Source organism: Paenibacillus sp. BC26 (assembly GCF_900116125.1).
GTDB lineage: Bacteria > Bacillota > Bacilli > Paenibacillales > Paenibacillaceae > Paenibacillus_Z > Paenibacillus_Z lignilyticus.
In genome coordinates this window covers 2,080,920-2,097,630 of the sequence record NZ_FPAD01000001.1, presented here as the reverse complement: position 1 = coordinate 2,097,630, position 16,711 = coordinate 2,080,920, and the positions used below count along the sequence as shown (strand labels likewise).

14 protein-coding genes are annotated in these 16,711 nt (G+C 51.8%); 2 read left to right on the top strand and 12 right to left on the bottom strand.

The genetic code is table 11. From position 1 onward, the window contains the following. Positions 1–11 precede the first annotated feature (11 nt). The 4 genes from BM412_RS09015 to BM412_RS09000 all read right to left on the bottom strand — a co-directional run bounded on the left by BM412_RS09015 (position 12) and on the right by BM412_RS09000 (position 5,273). The gene (locus BM412_RS09015) at positions 12–2,618 is read right to left on the bottom strand and encodes a discoidin domain-containing protein (RefSeq protein WP_177245729.1); all 2,607 of its coding nucleotides are present in this window, start codon (positions 2,616–2,618) and stop codon (positions 12–14) included. A gap of 156 nt (positions 2,619–2,774) precedes the next feature. Then, entirely contained in the window at positions 2,775–3,686 is a 912-nt protein-coding gene (locus tag BM412_RS09010) for an AraC family transcriptional regulator (RefSeq protein ID WP_091216533.1), read from the bottom strand. Positions 3,687–3,816: 130 nt separating this feature from the next. Further along, positions 3,817–4,866 carry an NAD(P)-dependent alcohol dehydrogenase gene (locus BM412_RS09005; RefSeq protein WP_091216531.1) on the bottom strand — a complete coding sequence of 350 codons (1,050 nt, stop codon included), beginning with the start codon at positions 4,864–4,866 and terminating at the stop codon, positions 3,817–3,819. Next, positions 4,863–5,273: a (R)-mandelonitrile lyase gene (locus tag BM412_RS09000; protein ID WP_091216527.1), complete on the bottom strand. Its 411-nt coding sequence runs from the start codon at positions 5,271–5,273 to the stop codon at positions 4,863–4,865. Before BM412_RS09000 ends, BM412_RS09005 begins: the two co-directional genes overlap by 4 nt. 241 nt (positions 5,274–5,514) lie before the next feature. Here BM412_RS09000 and BM412_RS08995 point away from each other — a divergent pair, with 241 nt between their 5' ends. Beyond that, positions 5,515–6,249, top strand: a complete 735-nt coding sequence (locus BM412_RS08995) for an MBL fold metallo-hydrolase (RefSeq protein WP_256256359.1) — start codon at positions 5,515–5,517, stop codon at positions 6,247–6,249. 236 nt (positions 6,250–6,485) lie between these two features. Here BM412_RS08995 and BM412_RS08990 read toward each other — a convergent pair whose 3' ends face one another. From BM412_RS08990 to BM412_RS08965, 6 genes are all read right to left on the bottom strand, one after another. Continuing rightward, positions 6,486–8,960 (bottom strand): alpha-mannosidase, encoded by a 2,475-nt coding sequence (locus BM412_RS08990; protein ID WP_091216520.1) that lies wholly within the window; start codon positions 8,958–8,960, stop codon positions 6,486–6,488. Next, on the bottom strand, positions 8,957–9,946 hold the full coding sequence (locus BM412_RS08985) for an ROK family protein (RefSeq protein WP_091216517.1): 990 nt from the start codon (positions 9,944–9,946) through the stop codon (positions 8,957–8,959). The genes BM412_RS08990 and BM412_RS08985 overlap by 4 nt, the downstream gene beginning before the upstream one ends. Next, a complete protein-coding gene (locus BM412_RS08980; protein ID WP_218163132.1) occupies positions 9,943–10,578 on the bottom strand; it encodes a D-sedoheptulose-7-phosphate isomerase in 636 nt (211 codons plus the stop codon). The genes BM412_RS08985 and BM412_RS08980 overlap by 4 nt, the downstream gene beginning before the upstream one ends. A gap of 6 nt (positions 10,579–10,584) precedes the next feature. Further along, complete coding sequence (locus BM412_RS08975) at positions 10,585–11,511, bottom strand: helix-turn-helix transcriptional regulator (protein WP_177245728.1); 927 nt, start codon at positions 11,509–11,511, stop codon at positions 10,585–10,587. 309 nt (positions 11,512–11,820) lie between these two features. Next, entirely contained in the window at positions 11,821–12,720 is a 900-nt protein-coding gene (locus BM412_RS08970; protein ID WP_091220302.1) for a sugar phosphate isomerase/epimerase family protein, read from the bottom strand. A gap of 80 nt (positions 12,721–12,800) precedes the next feature. Next, entirely contained in the window at positions 12,801–13,046 is a 246-nt protein-coding gene (locus BM412_RS08965) for a hypothetical protein (protein WP_091216512.1), read from the bottom strand. Between the two features lie 132 nt (positions 13,047–13,178). On the opposite strand from BM412_RS08965, the gene BM412_RS08960 reads away from it, so the two are divergent. Next, complete coding sequence (locus BM412_RS08960) at positions 13,179–14,273, top strand: AraC family transcriptional regulator (protein ID WP_091216510.1); 1,095 nt, start codon at positions 13,179–13,181, stop codon at positions 14,271–14,273. Between the two features lie 68 nt (positions 14,274–14,341). On the opposite strand, the gene BM412_RS08955 is transcribed toward BM412_RS08960, so the two are convergent. Together BM412_RS08955 and BM412_RS08950 are read right to left on the bottom strand one after the other, a co-directional pair. Then, on the bottom strand, positions 14,342–15,553 hold the full coding sequence (locus tag BM412_RS08955) for a glycosyltransferase family 4 protein (RefSeq protein ID WP_091216508.1): 1,212 nt from the start codon (positions 15,551–15,553) through the stop codon (positions 14,342–14,344). Further along, entirely contained in the window at positions 15,540–16,550 is a 1,011-nt protein-coding gene (locus BM412_RS08950) for a lysylphosphatidylglycerol synthase transmembrane domain-containing protein (protein WP_091216505.1), read from the bottom strand. Before BM412_RS08950 ends, BM412_RS08955 begins: the two co-directional genes overlap by 14 nt. Between the last annotated feature and the right edge of the window lie 161 nt (positions 16,551–16,711).

The window sequence follows — 16,711 nt, the reverse complement described above, 5'->3', positions numbered from 1 at the left end:
GCGTTTATGGTTTAAGTCACGTAAAGCTCGAACTCGTAAATTAACGGGATATCAATCCCAGAAGTAAAATAAATTCTCGCTTTCGTTCCCGTTACCGCCGAGAATGTGTGCGTGCTTGGAGATGCTACGCTCCCCATTGAAGTACCCGTGTACGCGGTTGCCCAAGATGTGCCGTTCCAATACTCGATGCGATACCCTGTAGTGCGACTTCCATACTCTGACAAGACGGCCCGGCTGAACGTCGTATTGGCGCCGAAGTTCACTTCCACCCAACTGCCGTTCACGGTCGCGCCGCCTGCTGTCTGCCATACGGTCGCATAATCGCCGTCGAACGCCTGTGCTGCAGTGCGGGTCGCATCCCAATTGGAGGTGCTGCTATACGTTTTGCAGCGCGTCAGGTTCGGTCCGCCGCAGCCTGAATTATAGATCTCGAACTCGTACAGAATCGGCGTGTTCGCCCCGCTCGTATAGTAAATCCGGGCTTTGCTGCCGGTAACCGGTGCGAACGTGTGCGTGCTCGGTGAGGCTACGCTGCCGATCGACGTGCCGGTATAGGCTGTAGCCCAAGAAGAACCGTTCCAATATTCGATGCGGAAACCTGTCGTGCGACTGCCGTATTCGGATAAGATCACTTTGTCGAATGTCGTGTTCGATCCGAAATTCACTTCCAGCCATTGACCGCTAAATGCACCCGGGGCGGATTGCCAGTTGGTTAAGGTCGTGCCGTCGAACGCTTTGTCCGCCGTCTGTGTACCGTCCCATTGCGAAGAAGAACTGTACGAATGGCAGAGCGCCAAATTCGTGCCCGGCGTACAGCTGCCGCTGATGCTCGTGTAGGCAACTGTCGGCGACCAGCTTACCGTATCCGCGGCTGCGTTACCGCTGCCTCCATTGCCTGCTTCGAAACGAATGATGTCCCCAGCCGCTACGGCAACGGCGTCCAAATTCGCAGCATACCCGGATTGATCGTTGTACGCGATCGTTTGCGGCGTTCCGGATGCCGGCCAGATGACGCTGCCGTTCTTCGTGATGCGTGCTTTCACGCCGTCGCCGCCGGAGATGTCGCTCTTCAGCACGCGTCCGCGAAGGCTGATCGTGCCCGCGCTGGGTGCCGTCCATGTTTTAGCTGTCCAATTGCTGGATGTGGCGTTCGGAAGCATGTTGAAGCGCGATACGTAGCTGCCGGACGTCCCCCACCAATCGTTGGCGGAATCGTAGCTCAGATTGACGTAACTGCTTCCGTTATACGACTGATAGGACCAGCAGGAACTGCCCGTCGTACAGGTGCTGCCGCCGGTATTGGCGGTGCCGCTGTACTGTTTTCCCCCGTTGTAGAGGTTGCTCGGGGACGAAATGGAAATGTTATTCGTTTGCGTGAAACCCGAGAAGTTACCTGTCGTCAAGCCCGTGCCCGGTTCGTAATAGAGATTATCGCTAATCGTGCCTGTCGGATTGCTGGAGTTGTTGATCGTCTTCATCGCATAGCCGTTGTTGGAATCGAATGTATTACCGGCTACCGTGTTGTTCGTGTTATGGTCAAGCGCCGGATTACGAGGTGGATTACCGCCGCCGAGCTGCAGGAACTCCATGCCCGGACCGTGGGTGTTCGAAATGTAGTTGCCGTAGTAGTACGTATTATTCGTATAACCTTCCATGTCGATCATCGTTTCGTCCGGAGAACCGGTAGCGGGCACGTTGTTCAGCACGTTGTTGATGAAGCCGTAATTGTCCGTTTTCCAGACAAAGATACCTGTCGTGCCTTGCGGCAGAGCCACGTAGCCGATATTGTCCATTCGAGTATCCATCATGATAAAATCAGTCGTGTTGCGTACCCCCATTGGGCCTTTGGCGTGGTGGATATATAAGTTCTTCAAGCGAACGTTCTTATATGCGTTCTTCGTCTCTTCACTGCTCGAGGTCACTTGGTCGATGATCGTGATCGGCGCGGTCGTATACGCGATCTCCGAATTCGAGATGATAATGTCTTGGCTAACCCACTGACTCGTCGTAGGGAACGGAGCAGCGTTGGCGTCGATCAGAATGCCCGTCGAATAATAAATGCCATCTGTCGTGGAAGGACTGGCATTCACCACGCTATCGATATTGTGGATGTATAGATTATCGAAACGAAGACCCTGATTGCCAAGCGTCGAATACATGACCCGAATGCCATCGCCGGCGTTTGCTACTTCCAAGTTGCGCACGTTCCAGTACGACGGATCGTACATGTATACCGTCCGATCGTTCACGCCGCCGCTGCGCTGAATCTTCGGCTTGTTGCCGCTGCCGTATGCATCGAGCGTAATCCAAGATCCGCTCGTGCCGGAGCCATGCAGCTGCAGCACTTGGTTCCATACCGCGCCGCGTGCCAGCAAGATCTGGTCGCCCGGTTGGAAGGTCTTCGCGTTGACAGGTGTGAAATCGCACCACGGCACTCCTGCGGACGTTCCTGCTCCCGCGTTACTGCAGCCGGAGCCGCTCTGGTTGTCGACGTAATACGTCGTGTTGTTCGCATAAGCGACGCTGCCGCTTCCCGACCAGCCTGTCCCTGTCCCTGCGCCTAACAATAGCGCTAAGCCCGCCGCGCTCGCGGATAGCTTCTTCCAAAATCGGTTCATCATTAAAGTCCCCTTTCGATATTGAAATTGGATGACTTTATCATTGTAACCGCTTTCTTAACGGGGTTGTTTGAAGGAAACGCGCCGGGAAAGTTGTAATTATCGACGCTGCGGCAGAATGAGGTGTTTATTCGATGGCCTTATCTGAAAGAGACACTAGCTGTCAGCCCCTCGTTGAACGCTCAACCTATAATTTCTCGGTGACAGCCCCTCGATCTTCTTAAACAGATTACTGAAATAATGGATGTCCGCATAACCGACGCGCGCCGAAATATCGTGAATGAGATAATCCCCCTCCAGCAGCAGCGCCTTCGCCCGCTCCATCCGGACCGCCGTCAAATATTCCAGCGGCGTGCGCCCCGTAGCTCCTTTGAATAAAGCGCGGAAATACGACGGCGACATCCCGGCTTCCTGCGCCAGCCGCTGCAAATCCACTTGCTCCTCGTACCGTTGCTCCATATAACGCATCGCCGCTGCAATTTTGTCACCTTGCGCATGTTCTTTGGAAATTCCGGCCTTGTTCGTGATCGACGCTGTCATTCGCGCCAAGATGAGCAGCAGATACGCACGCAGCTCCATCTCGTAACCGAAACGCTTCGCCACGTACGCCGTCAGCATGCGCTGGAACGCATCATGAATCGCGATCGTGTCCCCGGCAGCCATGACGAACGGAAACTGCACTTCGCGGAATTCGAGCGTCGGCCGACCTGCCAATTCTTCATCGTAAGGTACCTCGTCGAGCTCGCCATATAACAGCACATAGACATCGTTCGCGGAGAAATCAAGCTTCTCCCCCATATACGCCAGATCGAAATGCACGGCAAAATAAGCGAACTCCTCTCCCTTCGGCACATAGCAGGAATGCAGCACGTTCGGCGGCATGAAATGCACGTCCCCGCCGCGCAGCGAATACATCTGTTCCCCAATGCGATACATGCATTTGCCCTTTTTCACGAAAATAATTTCATGGTCGTAGATGACGCGGGGCTGAATTCTGTAATCGTCGTATCCGTGATACTCCTGGACGAACCTGACATACGGCGCAATCGTGCGAAAATCGACCTTCATGGGCAGCCTCCTTGATAGGATGAAGTGGCGATGTTGCTAGATTAAGTATACAAAATTATTCACGTTCGCTCATTCCGTAATGAACAAAAAAGATGACTCGAAATGAGCCATCTTGTTTATGCCGTATTCTCTATTCCATTTCCATTGTACTAATGTCAATGACAAATCGATATTTCACATCCGATGCAAGTACGCGCTCCCAGGCTTCATCGATTTGTTTGGCCGCAATCACTTCAATCTCCGGTACAATGCCGTGCTCCGCGCAGAAATCCAGCATTTCCTGCGTTTCGCGAATCCCCCCGATTGCCGATCCGGCAAAAGATCGACGATGGAGAATAAGCGGAAATACGCTAATCGACATCGGCTCGGCTGGCGCACCGACGTTTACCAGCGTTCCATCCAGTGCCAGCAAGGAGAGAAAAGCATTGATATCGATTGCCGCGCTTACTGTATTTACGATGAGATCGAACGATCCCGCAAGCCGTTTAAATGTCTCCGGATCATTCGTAGCATAATAGTGATCCGCGCCATGCCGCAAACCGTCTTCTCTCTTCTTCAACGTCTGTGATAGTACCGTAACCTCGGCACCCATCGCATGAGCGAGCTTTACGGCCATGTGTCCAAGACCGCCAAATCCAACGACTGCTACCTTCTTGCCGGGAGCAGCTCCCCAGTGGCGCAGCGGCGAATACGTTGTGATGCCGGCACACAGCAACGGAGCGGCTGCGTCAAGCGCAATCCCATCCGGAATTCGTACGACGAAGTCTTCGGTTACGACGATGTGCGTGGAATAACCGCCTTGCGTAAATTGCCCGTATCTATCTATCGCTCCATAGGTACCTGTATTCCCGTTCAGGCAATAATGTTCATCTCCCCTATGACAGTGGGCACACTCTCTGCAAGAGTCCACCATGCAGCCTACGCCTACCCGGTCGCCGATAGCATACTTCGTAACGGCTGAGCCTACCTTGGCAACGATTCCGGCGATCTCATGACCGGGTACAAGTGGATAGTTAATGGGTCCCCAATCCCCGCGAGCGGCATGGATATCAGAGTGGCAAATACCGGCGAATTTGATTTCAATCATGACATCATGCGGCTCTAGATCCCTTCGCTCGATCGTGGTCAGTTTGAATGGACCTTCCGGACTAAATGTAGCGCGTGCATGAACGGTTATCATAATATGACCTCCTGAACATTGTATTGATCATCACTAACATGCTCCAGCCATTCAACCGCCTTGCCATCCAGACGTTCTTGAATGGCGATATGAGTCATGGCAGTCGTTGGCGAAGCACCGTGCCAATGTTTCTCTCCCGGCGGGAACCAAACAACGTCACCGGGACTAATAGCCTCGATTGGTCCGCCCCATCGTTGAACCCGCCCTTTGCCAGCCGTTACAATCAGTGTTTGTCCCAGTGGATGCGTATGCCAAGCTGTCCGAGCCCCGGGCTCGAATGTAACGCTCGCGGCGGCCACACGCGCCGGATCGGCCGTTTCTATCAACGGATCGATGCGAACCGTACCTGTAAAATAATCCGACGGTCCTTTGCCTGAAGGTTGTGAACCACTTCTTCTGATTTCCATCGTATCAATCCCTCCGTTTGTGCTAATTCTATGGGATATGTTAATCGAATCGTTTCATATAATCAACTTCTATCTATAATGATGCAAGTCGAATCGAGAGGTGGACTGAAAATGGAATACAATGCCGTGTACAATTATGTGACTAAGTTACGGACTTTAATTTATAGACCTGATACGATCTAACTGTAACTTCCTTTGTTACAGATAACAGTGTGGAGAGGAGAACATTCAATTGAAAATCGTGAAACTTCCATGGGCAGGTATTACTATCGAACATGAAGAGAGCAAAATTGTAATCGATCCGTTTTATAATTTCCCTTCTGATCTTGGAACGCCTTCTGGCGTGCTTTATCCATTAGACGATTTTGGTAAAGTGGATGCTGTTTTGCTTACCCACGTTCATCCGGATCATTTTGATCCAGCGGCAATTAAACAATTTTACGGACAGTCTATTCCGATTTATGTCCCAATTGAAAACGTTGAGTATGTAAAGGAATATGGGTTTACTTCTGTATTAGGCGTTTCGATTAAGGATACCATTAAGATAAGCTCGTTTACCGTTATCCCCACTTTTTCGGTAGACGGTATGGGAGATCCTCAAGTCGCTTGGATCGTTTCGGCAGGCGGTAAACAAATTATTCATTGCGGAGATACATTGTGGCATGGATATTGGTGGAGAATAAAAGGCGATCACGGACCGTTTGATGCGGCTTTTTTACCTGTAAATGCACCTGTAGTTGCGTTTCCGAACGTACAACCGGCAAGTAAGGAACCGATTGTCATGTCACCTGAACAGGCAGTTTCAGCGGCAATTGCGCTCGAGGCAAAAGTATTAGTTCCCATTCATTTTGACCTGGTTAACAATCCACCGTTCTATTCTCCGACAGTGGGTATCAGAAAACGTGTCAATCAAAGCGCTGAAGGTAGCAATGTTAACGTCCACTGGCTAGAGACAAAGGAAATGTTGTCCTTATAATCGCTCCGAAAAATTGAAGAGCAGATTATGGCGAATCATCTCGCTCGTCCAATCACACCTAACCCAGGCTGCTATGTTTAAATAAAGTATCTGCGTATTTATCCAAGCATCTCTTGTCGGGGTTACAAGGGTCGGCCCGGAAAGCGTTAATTTTATTGCGGTATCCGAAGTTTGATTGACTGTGCCTCAAATCAAAACGCTGCCAAGATGTTGGCAGCGTTTTTGTTCATCATAAGCTAGCGATATTCAATCAAATTGACTTCCTGAACAGGAAGCGACGCGTCGGCCGGAATGAAAAACGACTTGATTTCGCATTTGCCAAAAACGGTGCGCCAAGATCGGTACAGCATAGGCACTTCAATATCAGATTCAGCGGCAGCGCCTGACGTTTCATAGCAGCGCAAGATCCAGCCGTCACCATCCTCCGCCTGTTTAAATACAGTGGCCACCACTTGCTGAGCAGAAATTCGCAGCCCCTCCATACGCTGTGGCAGTGAACCCTCGTGATAGGTTTCCCACACGCCGATCGGCGGCACATTGAATTCATAGGCTTTGCGCACAATGTCAGACTGGTGCCAGAAGCCCTGATGCGGCTTAAGCGCGTAACCAAACTCCTGGATACCCTGTTCCATGAACTCCACTTGATCGTCGCGCTCTCCATAGTGGTCAGCAAATATGGGGCTGCGGACAACCGTCATGCGCGCTTCGCTTCCCAAGACGTCATAAGCGTACTTTCCATTGTTGAGAATGGCGAGACCGCGTACATCCCCTGTTTCCCTCGACTTGCCGAACACATCGAACCATTGCTGTCCGGGCATTTCATTGCCGTTTGGTTCACGATGTAGGTATCCGTACGGAATTTCCGATACGGACTCCGGCTGCTCCACTAGAACGGGAAAGGAAAGTTTCAGCATCTTATGTTTCTCTCGCCAATCGAGCTGCACCTTTACTTGAAGCTCGGCGGCGTTGTGAAGCAGGGTAAAATCTTGACGAAGCACAGAGCCGTTGTACCTGCTCGTGACGCGGATGATTCCTCGAAGCGGGCCGCGCTCGAGCACCTTCACTTCTGCATCCGTGAAACACCCGATGAGCTCGCGATAGCTATGCAGCCCATGTCCCCATGTATCGCTATGATGCTCGTCGATGACAAGCGGCGCTGCACCTGGGCCGTTAAACACTTCCGTGTTCGTCCGCTTATCGAGCAGGCTCTTAATTGCACCGGAATTCGCTGCAAATTCTACGCGCAAGAAAGCATTCTCCAGCACATTCCCCTCTGCGCTCACCGGTGATTCTACCGATTGCGTTTCCTGCTCTTTGGTCAGGTAGCACCAGTAAACGCGGTAGCCCATGGCAGGCACGCGAGCCATGAACAGCGTATCCCAATTGTCTTGTCCATTGGTGCGAGACGCTCGCACAGCCTGCATCGCTACAGGATTCCCTTGTTCATCCGAGACAGCGGTCATTTTGCGATTCGCGTGTACAGGCACGTCCACTTCCCAAGATAAAGGATTGAAGACGACGAACGGCGTACCGCAATCGCCCTGCTCCCAGGACAACCAGTTCTTATCCTTGCTCAGCGAGCGTATCTCCGGCTTCATCGTATCAATGGACCATGAGATGCGCTGCGTGGCCGAGTTAAGCGCCTTTGCTGCAATGTGCAGCGCTTCGCCATACGATTCTCGAGCATCTTGGAAAGCCTCGCGGATGCTGCACCCGCCCATAATGTCGTGGAACTGGTTAAACAACACATTCTCCCAAGCAAGCTTCAGCTGCTCACCCGGATACTTATGTCCCAGCAGCACGTTAGCGGCCGAAGCGAATTTCTCCGCGTTCAAGAGCCGGTGCTCCGCACGCCGGTTGTTCTCCTTTGATTCCGAATGCGTGGAGTAACAGCCTACCGCGTGCATCTGCAGCTCGTCCTTCAGCACCGGCAATTCCGGTTGCACTGCTTCGATTTCCGCAAAATACCGATTCGGCGAGCTGATAACGATGCGCTCTTTGCCGAGCTTCTCCTGCAGTCCCTTAATCGCTTCCAGATTGCCGATCGTGGGTCCCCCGCCGTGGTTACCGACTCCATAGAATGTCATATGCGAATGACCGTTTGCATCCGCCATTTCTTCGTGTTTTTGCACCTTCTGCTCAAACGGCTTTCCCCAACTGGTTGAATAGCTGTCCGACAAACGGAACGTGAGGACGCGACTGCCGTCCTCCGATTCCCACCAGAACAAATTCCGGTCCAGCTCCTTCTCATGTTTCTCGGGGCGCATAAAGACGTAATAGTCCATTCCGCTCTTCTTCAAGATTTGCGGAAGCATGGCGTTATGTCCAAAGGAGTCGACGTTATAGCCGACCTTCGCCATAACGCCGAATTTTTCCTGAAAATAACGCTGTCCGTACAAGCCATGCCGTGCGAACGATTCGCCGGAAGGCAGATTGCAGTCCGGCTGAATCCACCAGCCGCCAACGATAATCCAGCGTCCTTCCGCGACGCGCAGTTGGATCTCCTCGAACATGTCCGGCGCGTTTTCTTCGACCCAGGCATAATAGGCAGCGCAAGAACGAGTGAAGACGAAATCCGGAAATTCCCGCAAACGGTCAAGCGCAGAGCGGAAGGTCGCCTTGATCTCTGCATATCCTTCCTGCCACTGCCATAGCCATACCGGATCCAAATGCGCATTGCCTATCAGATGAATGCTGCGATTCGTGCTCATACTTGAATCTCACCTTTCTCGAGGAGATGATTTAACGCAACGGACAAGCTGGCATAATCGCCGATTTGCTCGCCTAGGCCCGCTTGCAAGATTTCGCATACGGCGCTGGAGCTTGGAAGTGCTTCGCGTCGCAGCTCTTCCATGACGATCGGCTCCATGATCGCCTTCTGCCTCCCGTAAATGCTTCCGATCACGATACGCTCCGGATTCAACACGTCGATGAGCAATGCGAGCGCGCGACCCAGCTGCGTAGCGGAGACTCGGTAAATGTCTATCGCCACCGGATCTCCTTGCTCAGCCGCACGGCCGACCATCTCGGCGGTAAGCATAGGCAATTCTTCGGCTGTTGTGCAAAAATCCGGCGGATTGCCATCCGCTTGCCGCAACGAAACGATGCGCTTGGCCAGCTGTGCGATTCCGCCGCCGCTGCAAAAGCCTTCAAATGAACCGGCTTTGCCATAACCGATCGGACCGTCTTGCTCGAGCCGGATATGACCGACTTCTCCCGCCATATCGTTCGTGCCGGCGTAGAGCGCTCCATTCAGAATAAGTCCGGCTCCCATCCCGGTGCCGAAGGTCAAGAAGATCATGTTGGAGCAGCCTTTCCCTGCGCCCCACTTCCACTCCGCCAGAGCGCTAGCGTTAGCGTCATTTTGAAGCGCGGCTGGAACGCCATAACGACGGGTGAACGGCGACACGATATCTACCGCCTTCCAGCCCTTCAGGTTAGGTGGGGATAATACGAGTCCGCGGCGACTGTCGAGCGGTCCTCCACAGCTGATGCCTATGGCCGCCAGCTCGTCTTCAGGACGATTCTCCAGTTCTTTATCGAGCGCGTTCAATAGCTGCTCAATCGCTTCTTCCGGTGTGCTTGGCGTATGGAAGCGGGTTTTCGAGACGATCTGGATGGTGCCATCTTCAATCAGTACCCCTAGGCTAACCGCGCATTTTGTGCCTCCAATATCAATCCCTGCGAGCAGCTTCATGGTCCGAAGAACACCTCCTCGATGGCAAGACATATGGCATGGTAGACCGGCAGATGACGTTCCTGTATGTCCAGCGTACGCTCGTAAGGGACGCGAATCGACACGTCGCATAACGACTTGAGACGTCCTCCGTCCGAGCCGGTCATTCCGATGGTGTGCATGCCAAGTGCCTTGGCCACCTGTACCGCTCTTACGACGTTTGGAGAATTGCCGGATGTGCTGAGTCCAATGAGCACGTCTCCTTTATTGCCATACCCATATACCTGCTGCGCGAATACCGTCTCTGCTGAGACATCATTGGCAAAGGCCGTCATAAACGCGGTATGGCTGACCAGCGAGATTGCCGGGAGCGTGCCTTGCAGCCGATCCGCAATATAGAGGCCTTCATCCGGGAACAATTCATTCAGCGTCGTTCTGAATTCCGATGGAATCGGACGTTTGGACATAAATCCCTTCATCAGTTCGCCGACAATATGCTCGCTGTCCGAAGCGCTCCCGCCATTGCCGCAGACGAGCAGCTTGCCGCCGTTTCTGAATGAACCGATTAGCAGCTGGCAAGCTTGTTCGGTTTCGCCGGCGCATACTTGAAGCTCCGGATATTTGTCAACCATTGCTTGGATGTTACGTTGCACGTCCCCCTACTCCCCTCTTCTGTCACGGCTGCTGACCCTCTCACTGGCTTCATAATAGCGGCTTCGAAATCTCGATGGCGTCACCATCGCCACCTGAGAGAATAAGGTTGAGAAATAAAATTCGTTCTTCAAGCCAACAGCGAGCGCGATTTGCTTCATCGACATCTGGGTTTCGATTAACAATTTCTTCGCCTGCCGAATGCGAATATCGTTCAACTTCTCGATGACAGTCACCCCAGTTTGCTGTTTGAACTGTCGGGCCAGCGTCCGATAACTAACGTGGAGGCCGCTTGCAATGTCTTGCACTCGCAATTCGTTCGCATAGTAGGCGTTTAAATACATCAATGTCTGCTTGACTATGAGGTCGTTAGGATCATGAGCTTGCAAGGACGGAACCGGCGAATCGGCCCGCCAGTCTTCGAATAAACCTGTCAACCATCCCGCAAAAGCCGTTCGCAGCGCCAATGCGCCGATATTCGAACGAAGAGCGAACAGCGGTTGGACCGTTTCGGGCTTAAACGCGTATGGCCGAATCTGAGAGAAACAGCGGATAAATTCAGCCTCTTCCGTGGTTCCGCTGCTGGCTTCACCCGGCTCCTCCACGATTTGCCAACGAAGGCAAAACCCATCATCCTTCTCTCCGGGTTGATGCCGATGCGAATGAACGATACCCGGCGGAATTAAATAGGATTGCCCTGCCTCAATCCGAAATTCGCAGCCCGCGATCGTCGTGAAGAGTGCACCGTCCGAAACATAATTGAATTCATACCAAGGATGCCGATGTGAAGGAGGCGCCCATTCCTCTTCATGCTCAGCGGATAGCGCGTCTAACAGCGTGATGGTAAGACCACCGATACGGATTGGTTGAAGCATAAGTAAACGTAGCAGTTGAAGCGGAATCGCGTAAGCGTTTGCACCAATCCCTGCATTCATCTCTCTATCCCCCTCGCTAATCCAAATTATAGTGAAATCCATAAATGCCTGTATGACAGAATAGCAGCATTCTTTATAAAATCCTGCCAACTTTTTTATCCTCTAGCGTCCACATTGAGGCTTTGATTCTATTAGTTAATATTCGGTGAATGATTATGCATTCCTACTCTCGTTTGCTGAACTGTTTCCCGAAAATATGCAGCAAAAAATCATCATCCCTGGAAAATGAATGATGGGTGAAATAACTAAAAATGCCATAGCGAAAAGAACCAAGCCCGTATACGCGGGCCTGGTTCCTTCATACCATGTCTATTTATATCCCTCAGCTGCCGGGTTCGGAACGAAAATTCCGCCTCGGCACCGTTTTAAGTAGTTCAACGCATGGACTTGTCCGGTCATCTCCAGCTCGTCTTTGTAAACGGGGTCATGCCAGCCTTCGATATCTATCGTTCCCTTATAATTAGCCTGCATAAGAATGGTCATAATATCCGACCAATTCGTATCGCCGAAGCCCGGCGTTCGATCCCACACGAAACGTTTGGGCCCGCGAAGGCCATACTCTTTGACGATATCCCAGGCGATCGTAGCGTCTTTACCGTGAACATGAAACACTTTATCCACCCATTTGCGCAGTTGAGGTATCGGGTCGATTAACGAATCCATTTGGTGCGCGGGCTCCCATTGCAGGCCGATATTATCCGATGGGATCGCGTTAAACATCAGCTCCCACGCGCTCGGATTGAGTGCGATGTTCCAATCGCCTGAAGACCAAGTGCCTCCCATGGCGCAATTCTCAAACGCGATCCGAACCCCTTTTGCATCTGCTCTGCGAGAAAGCTCTCCGAACACCTCCGCGTATTGGGGAATCGAGGCTTCGATGGGAAGTCCGGTCAACCTGCCTGTGAAGCCGGCAACGATGTCCGTTCCGAATAAATGGGCGTGCTCAATCAAGCGTTCCCAGCTGGCTAACGTATCCGCATTGTCGCCTTCTCCTGTCAGCGGATTTCCGTACACGCCTACCGATGAGATGATGAAGTTGTGCTGTGCTGCCAGCTCTTCGATTTGCTTTGCGGTTTCTATAAGGTCTATACCGCTTGTTGATTGTCCAAACGAGATGCTGTAAGATTCGAATCCATGCTGCGCGATTTGCGGAATCACCCGCACGGCGTCTCTGCCGCCGATGATCGTTCCGATTCGGATTTGCTCCAATGCCACGATAAACACCACTCTTTGGATGAAGTATTTTCTATGGTTAGTATAGCACTGTTTAGAACCATTTCCTGAATTCTTCACTTCACCCAGTGAATTTGTTTACATATCCGATGATAATCCTCCAACGTGTCGTGAACGGTAAAATTGCTTGTGGGAAAGTTGATGGACGAATATTCATAGAGCAGGATTGCACCATCCTGCAGCTGCCATGCCGTATGAATGCGAATCACTTTTCTTCCCTCTACCATCACCTCATCGACAACGCTCCTGATAATGTCGTTGGAGTGCATCGGAATTTCACTTTCCGTCACGTTGCAGCTCATTCTACTTCCTCCTTCAACCGAAATGACTACCCTTTGCGGATAGTTTATCGCATCTCCCCCCTTACACCAATGTCGATTTTCGGCGTATTAACTAACCAAAACTGATATAATACGAGTGTGGGAGGCGGTTTCATGAATTATGATGAATTGGATCGTATTTTATATGAATTAACGGATTTGGAAGCCCATTTACAGGATAAGGATCTCTCCGATGACATGATCAGAAACCGCATTCTATCTCGTGCTTTGTCTGATGACAGGCTCTCCGGCCACCATCATTCTCGCGGTCATGCTGCTTCGTCTATGCCCATTACCCACCCATCCGCGTACCATTATTCATTAGAGGGCGATGTGCTTCGATTGAACGTTACCGGGGAAATCTTCGCCATCTCCAGGCATACGAGGTTTGTCCAAATGGTCAAGCACACCCATAACTTATTTGAGATGAATTACGTTTACAGCGGTACCTTTTATCAAGAAATTCAAGGAGAACGGTTTGAATTCAAGGAAGGCGATTTGATTATTCTCAATAAGAATGTGGAGCATTCCATCGACAAGGTAAGCGAGAATGACATCCTCATCAACGTCTTAGCGAAGAATGAGTTTTTTGACAGCTCCTTTATTTACAACATTCTTGGAGTGAACATTATTGGTAAAACCATAGCCTCCATCCTTACGGATACGTCCAGAGAAAAGAACTTCCTATTATTCCATACGTCGAACAATTGGCAAATCAAACAAACGATCCAGAACCTCTTATGCGAATCCTTCGGAAGCAAACATGCAAACCCTGAGATTATCAAAGCCTATCTGACGATCCTGTTTACCAGGCTGCTAGAAAGCGACAGCTACGAATTGTTCTTGAACAAAGGGGTTCGAAGATCGAATATCTCCATCATGGAATTACTGGCCTACATCAAACAAAACTATCTAAACATGACATTAGAACAAACAGCCGAGCACTTTCGTTATTCGGCTGAGCATCTGGGGCGAATCATCAAAAATGTGACCGGAAAAACCTTCTCCTTATTGGTCCAGGAGCAAAAGTTCATACACGCTGCGCTGCAATTAAAGCTAACGGATCAGACCATCGAGGAGATTGCCAAAGAAATCGGCTATCACAATTTAACCTTTTTCTATAAGAAGTTTCATGCTTACTATGGAGTTACGCCTAAGGCGTACCGCAAATGGGTCAAGCAAGACGATGGCAATCCAATGCTGCTATGATGGCACACTAAATAAGGAGTTGTTTGCCGTCAAGCAAACAACTCCTTAAACACGCTGCTACTGCTCCCTTATCGAACATTCTCCCGAGCCGATTCTCTCAACAATCGCAAACGCGCCATCGCCGGTGCCGGGAGCGCACAGATTCTGGCGATGTAACGGTCAAACTTCTCCCCTAGCACCTCGTGCTGAAACTCCGACTTGGCTCTGTGGAAGCCATCCCTCACCAACCGTTCGCGAAGCTTGGTATCCTTCGCCAGACGAACGACGCTTTCGGCGATTTCTTCCGTCGATTGCGGATCGACGAGCAGTCCGGTCACACCGTCCAGCACGGCCTCCGATGCCCCTCCGGAACGACCGGCGATAACCGGAAGTCCCGCAGAAGCCGCCTCCAAATACACGATTCCGAATCCTTCCGCATCGCCTCGCTCCAACTCGCGGCTCACCATGATGAATTGATGCGACAGATTATAGTACGCATTCAATCGCTCGCTTCCGCTCACACGGCCCGCGAACAGTACGTCGCCCGCTACGCCTGTTGATCGGGCAAGCTGTTCCAGCCGCTGTCGGTCCGGACCGTCGCCAACGATCAGATACACCGCGTTCGGGATGCGTTCCAGAATGGACGGCATGGCTTGAATCACCCGATCATGGCCTTTACGCGTAACCAAACGTCCGACCGACAGCAGCACGTATTTCCCTTCGAGCCCGTGCGCTCTTGCCAGCTCGTAGTCCATTGGCTGTTTCTCAAACACGCGCTCGACGCCGGGGTTGACGATGCCAATGCGCCGCGGATCGACGCCGTAATCTTCCACCAGTTTCTTCGTGAATTGACTGTTCGCCAGCACACCGTCTGCGTTGCGCAAGATCAGCTTCACGATCGCATTCAGTCCCATGAATCGCCTAAACATGAGCATATCCATACCGTGCGTAGATATGACATAGCGGCGCCCTCTGAACACCCGAAACAGCAAACCGATAAACCCGATCAACACGTAGCCGTACAGTGTCACGTCCGGCTCTTCGCTGCGCAAAGTCCTGCGTACCAGGCGGAACAATCGTCCCCAACTGGTCAGGTTTGCCCGCTCCTCCTGCAAGAACGGCCCGCGATGAATACGGAATGGGAGCCCTTGATCAAATGCGCCGCTCCCTGGGTATTCCGGCGCGATGACGGTCATCTTGTGCTTGCTATGTATCGACAAGTTAAAGTAATAATTCTGCATGCCGCCAATGCCCGGCGGAAACACGCCTGATACGAGAACGATTTTTCTACGCTTCGTCATAGGTCCTCACCCTTCTCGTCAAATGACCGACCGTCCTCACTGCCGCCCAGAACAGCACTTCCGCCATGATGTTCCACAGCCGAGCGATTATGGATATATACAACGCCGTCTCGGCGCCCAGCTTGAGCGACAAGAAATATACCAGGAAACCTTCGCGCACTCCCAGCCCGCCGGGCAATGGACTGAACAAACCCAGCAGCCAGGATGTAGCAAAGGTACCGGCGGCGTACCACAAACCGATATGCCCTTGCTCAAAGCTATTTGTCAGCATCCAGAAAGCAATGCCCATAATGAAATGACTCCCGAGAAAACAGGCCAAGCAGCCAAAAAAACGGTTCCGTGTCAATCCTGCCTCTCCGGCCCATTCAGCTGATTCCGTTCCGCGTAATGACGACAGCCGGACACCGAAGCGACGCAGCAATCTCCAACGCGAAGCTCGAACGAACAGCGAACGAATCGCTGCCGATCCCTTGTTGTAATAGACGTAGGTAAGCGCGAACAACAACATGACTCCGAATATGCATGCTGCCGGGGCGATGTCCAAGCTTACCAGCAAAATCAATGCATAGCAGAGCGCCGCGGATACGAGCAGCACGTTCTCGTAGATGATGGCCGCGAGCTGCACGTTCAACGATACGCCGGCACGCGAAGCAAGAACGACACGGCCCGCATAATTCCAGAAGCCGCCCGGGAGGTACTTGCCGAACTGCGAGTCGATGAAGATCCGTAAGCCGTCTAACAGCTTCAGTTTGACCCCGATCCTTGGCTTACCGGGTTCCTCGCCCGCGGCGTTCACAATCAGCACCCAAATGCCTGCCTGCAGCATAAGGAAGAATGCGAATACGGCCATGGACGAATAAAAGCGCAAGCTCGCATGCGCTAAGAACGACTCGATGTCCGCCAGCTTCAGCGGCATGTTCCGCAAGACGAAGAAGACGATGATTCCCGCAAGCGCGAGCTTGAGTGCCGTCGGCGCCAGCCTTCGAAGCACCGCCATCTCTCAACCACCTCCCGACCGGGTAGAAACCATCCTTCAATGCTAATGCAGAACTGTTTGCGCAATGTCAACCAAATTTGCGATTCGCATGAATTTTATGGAAGAAATGCAAAAATGGTTGAGCCCGCTTGGGCTCAACCATTACTAACATGCTGCATTCG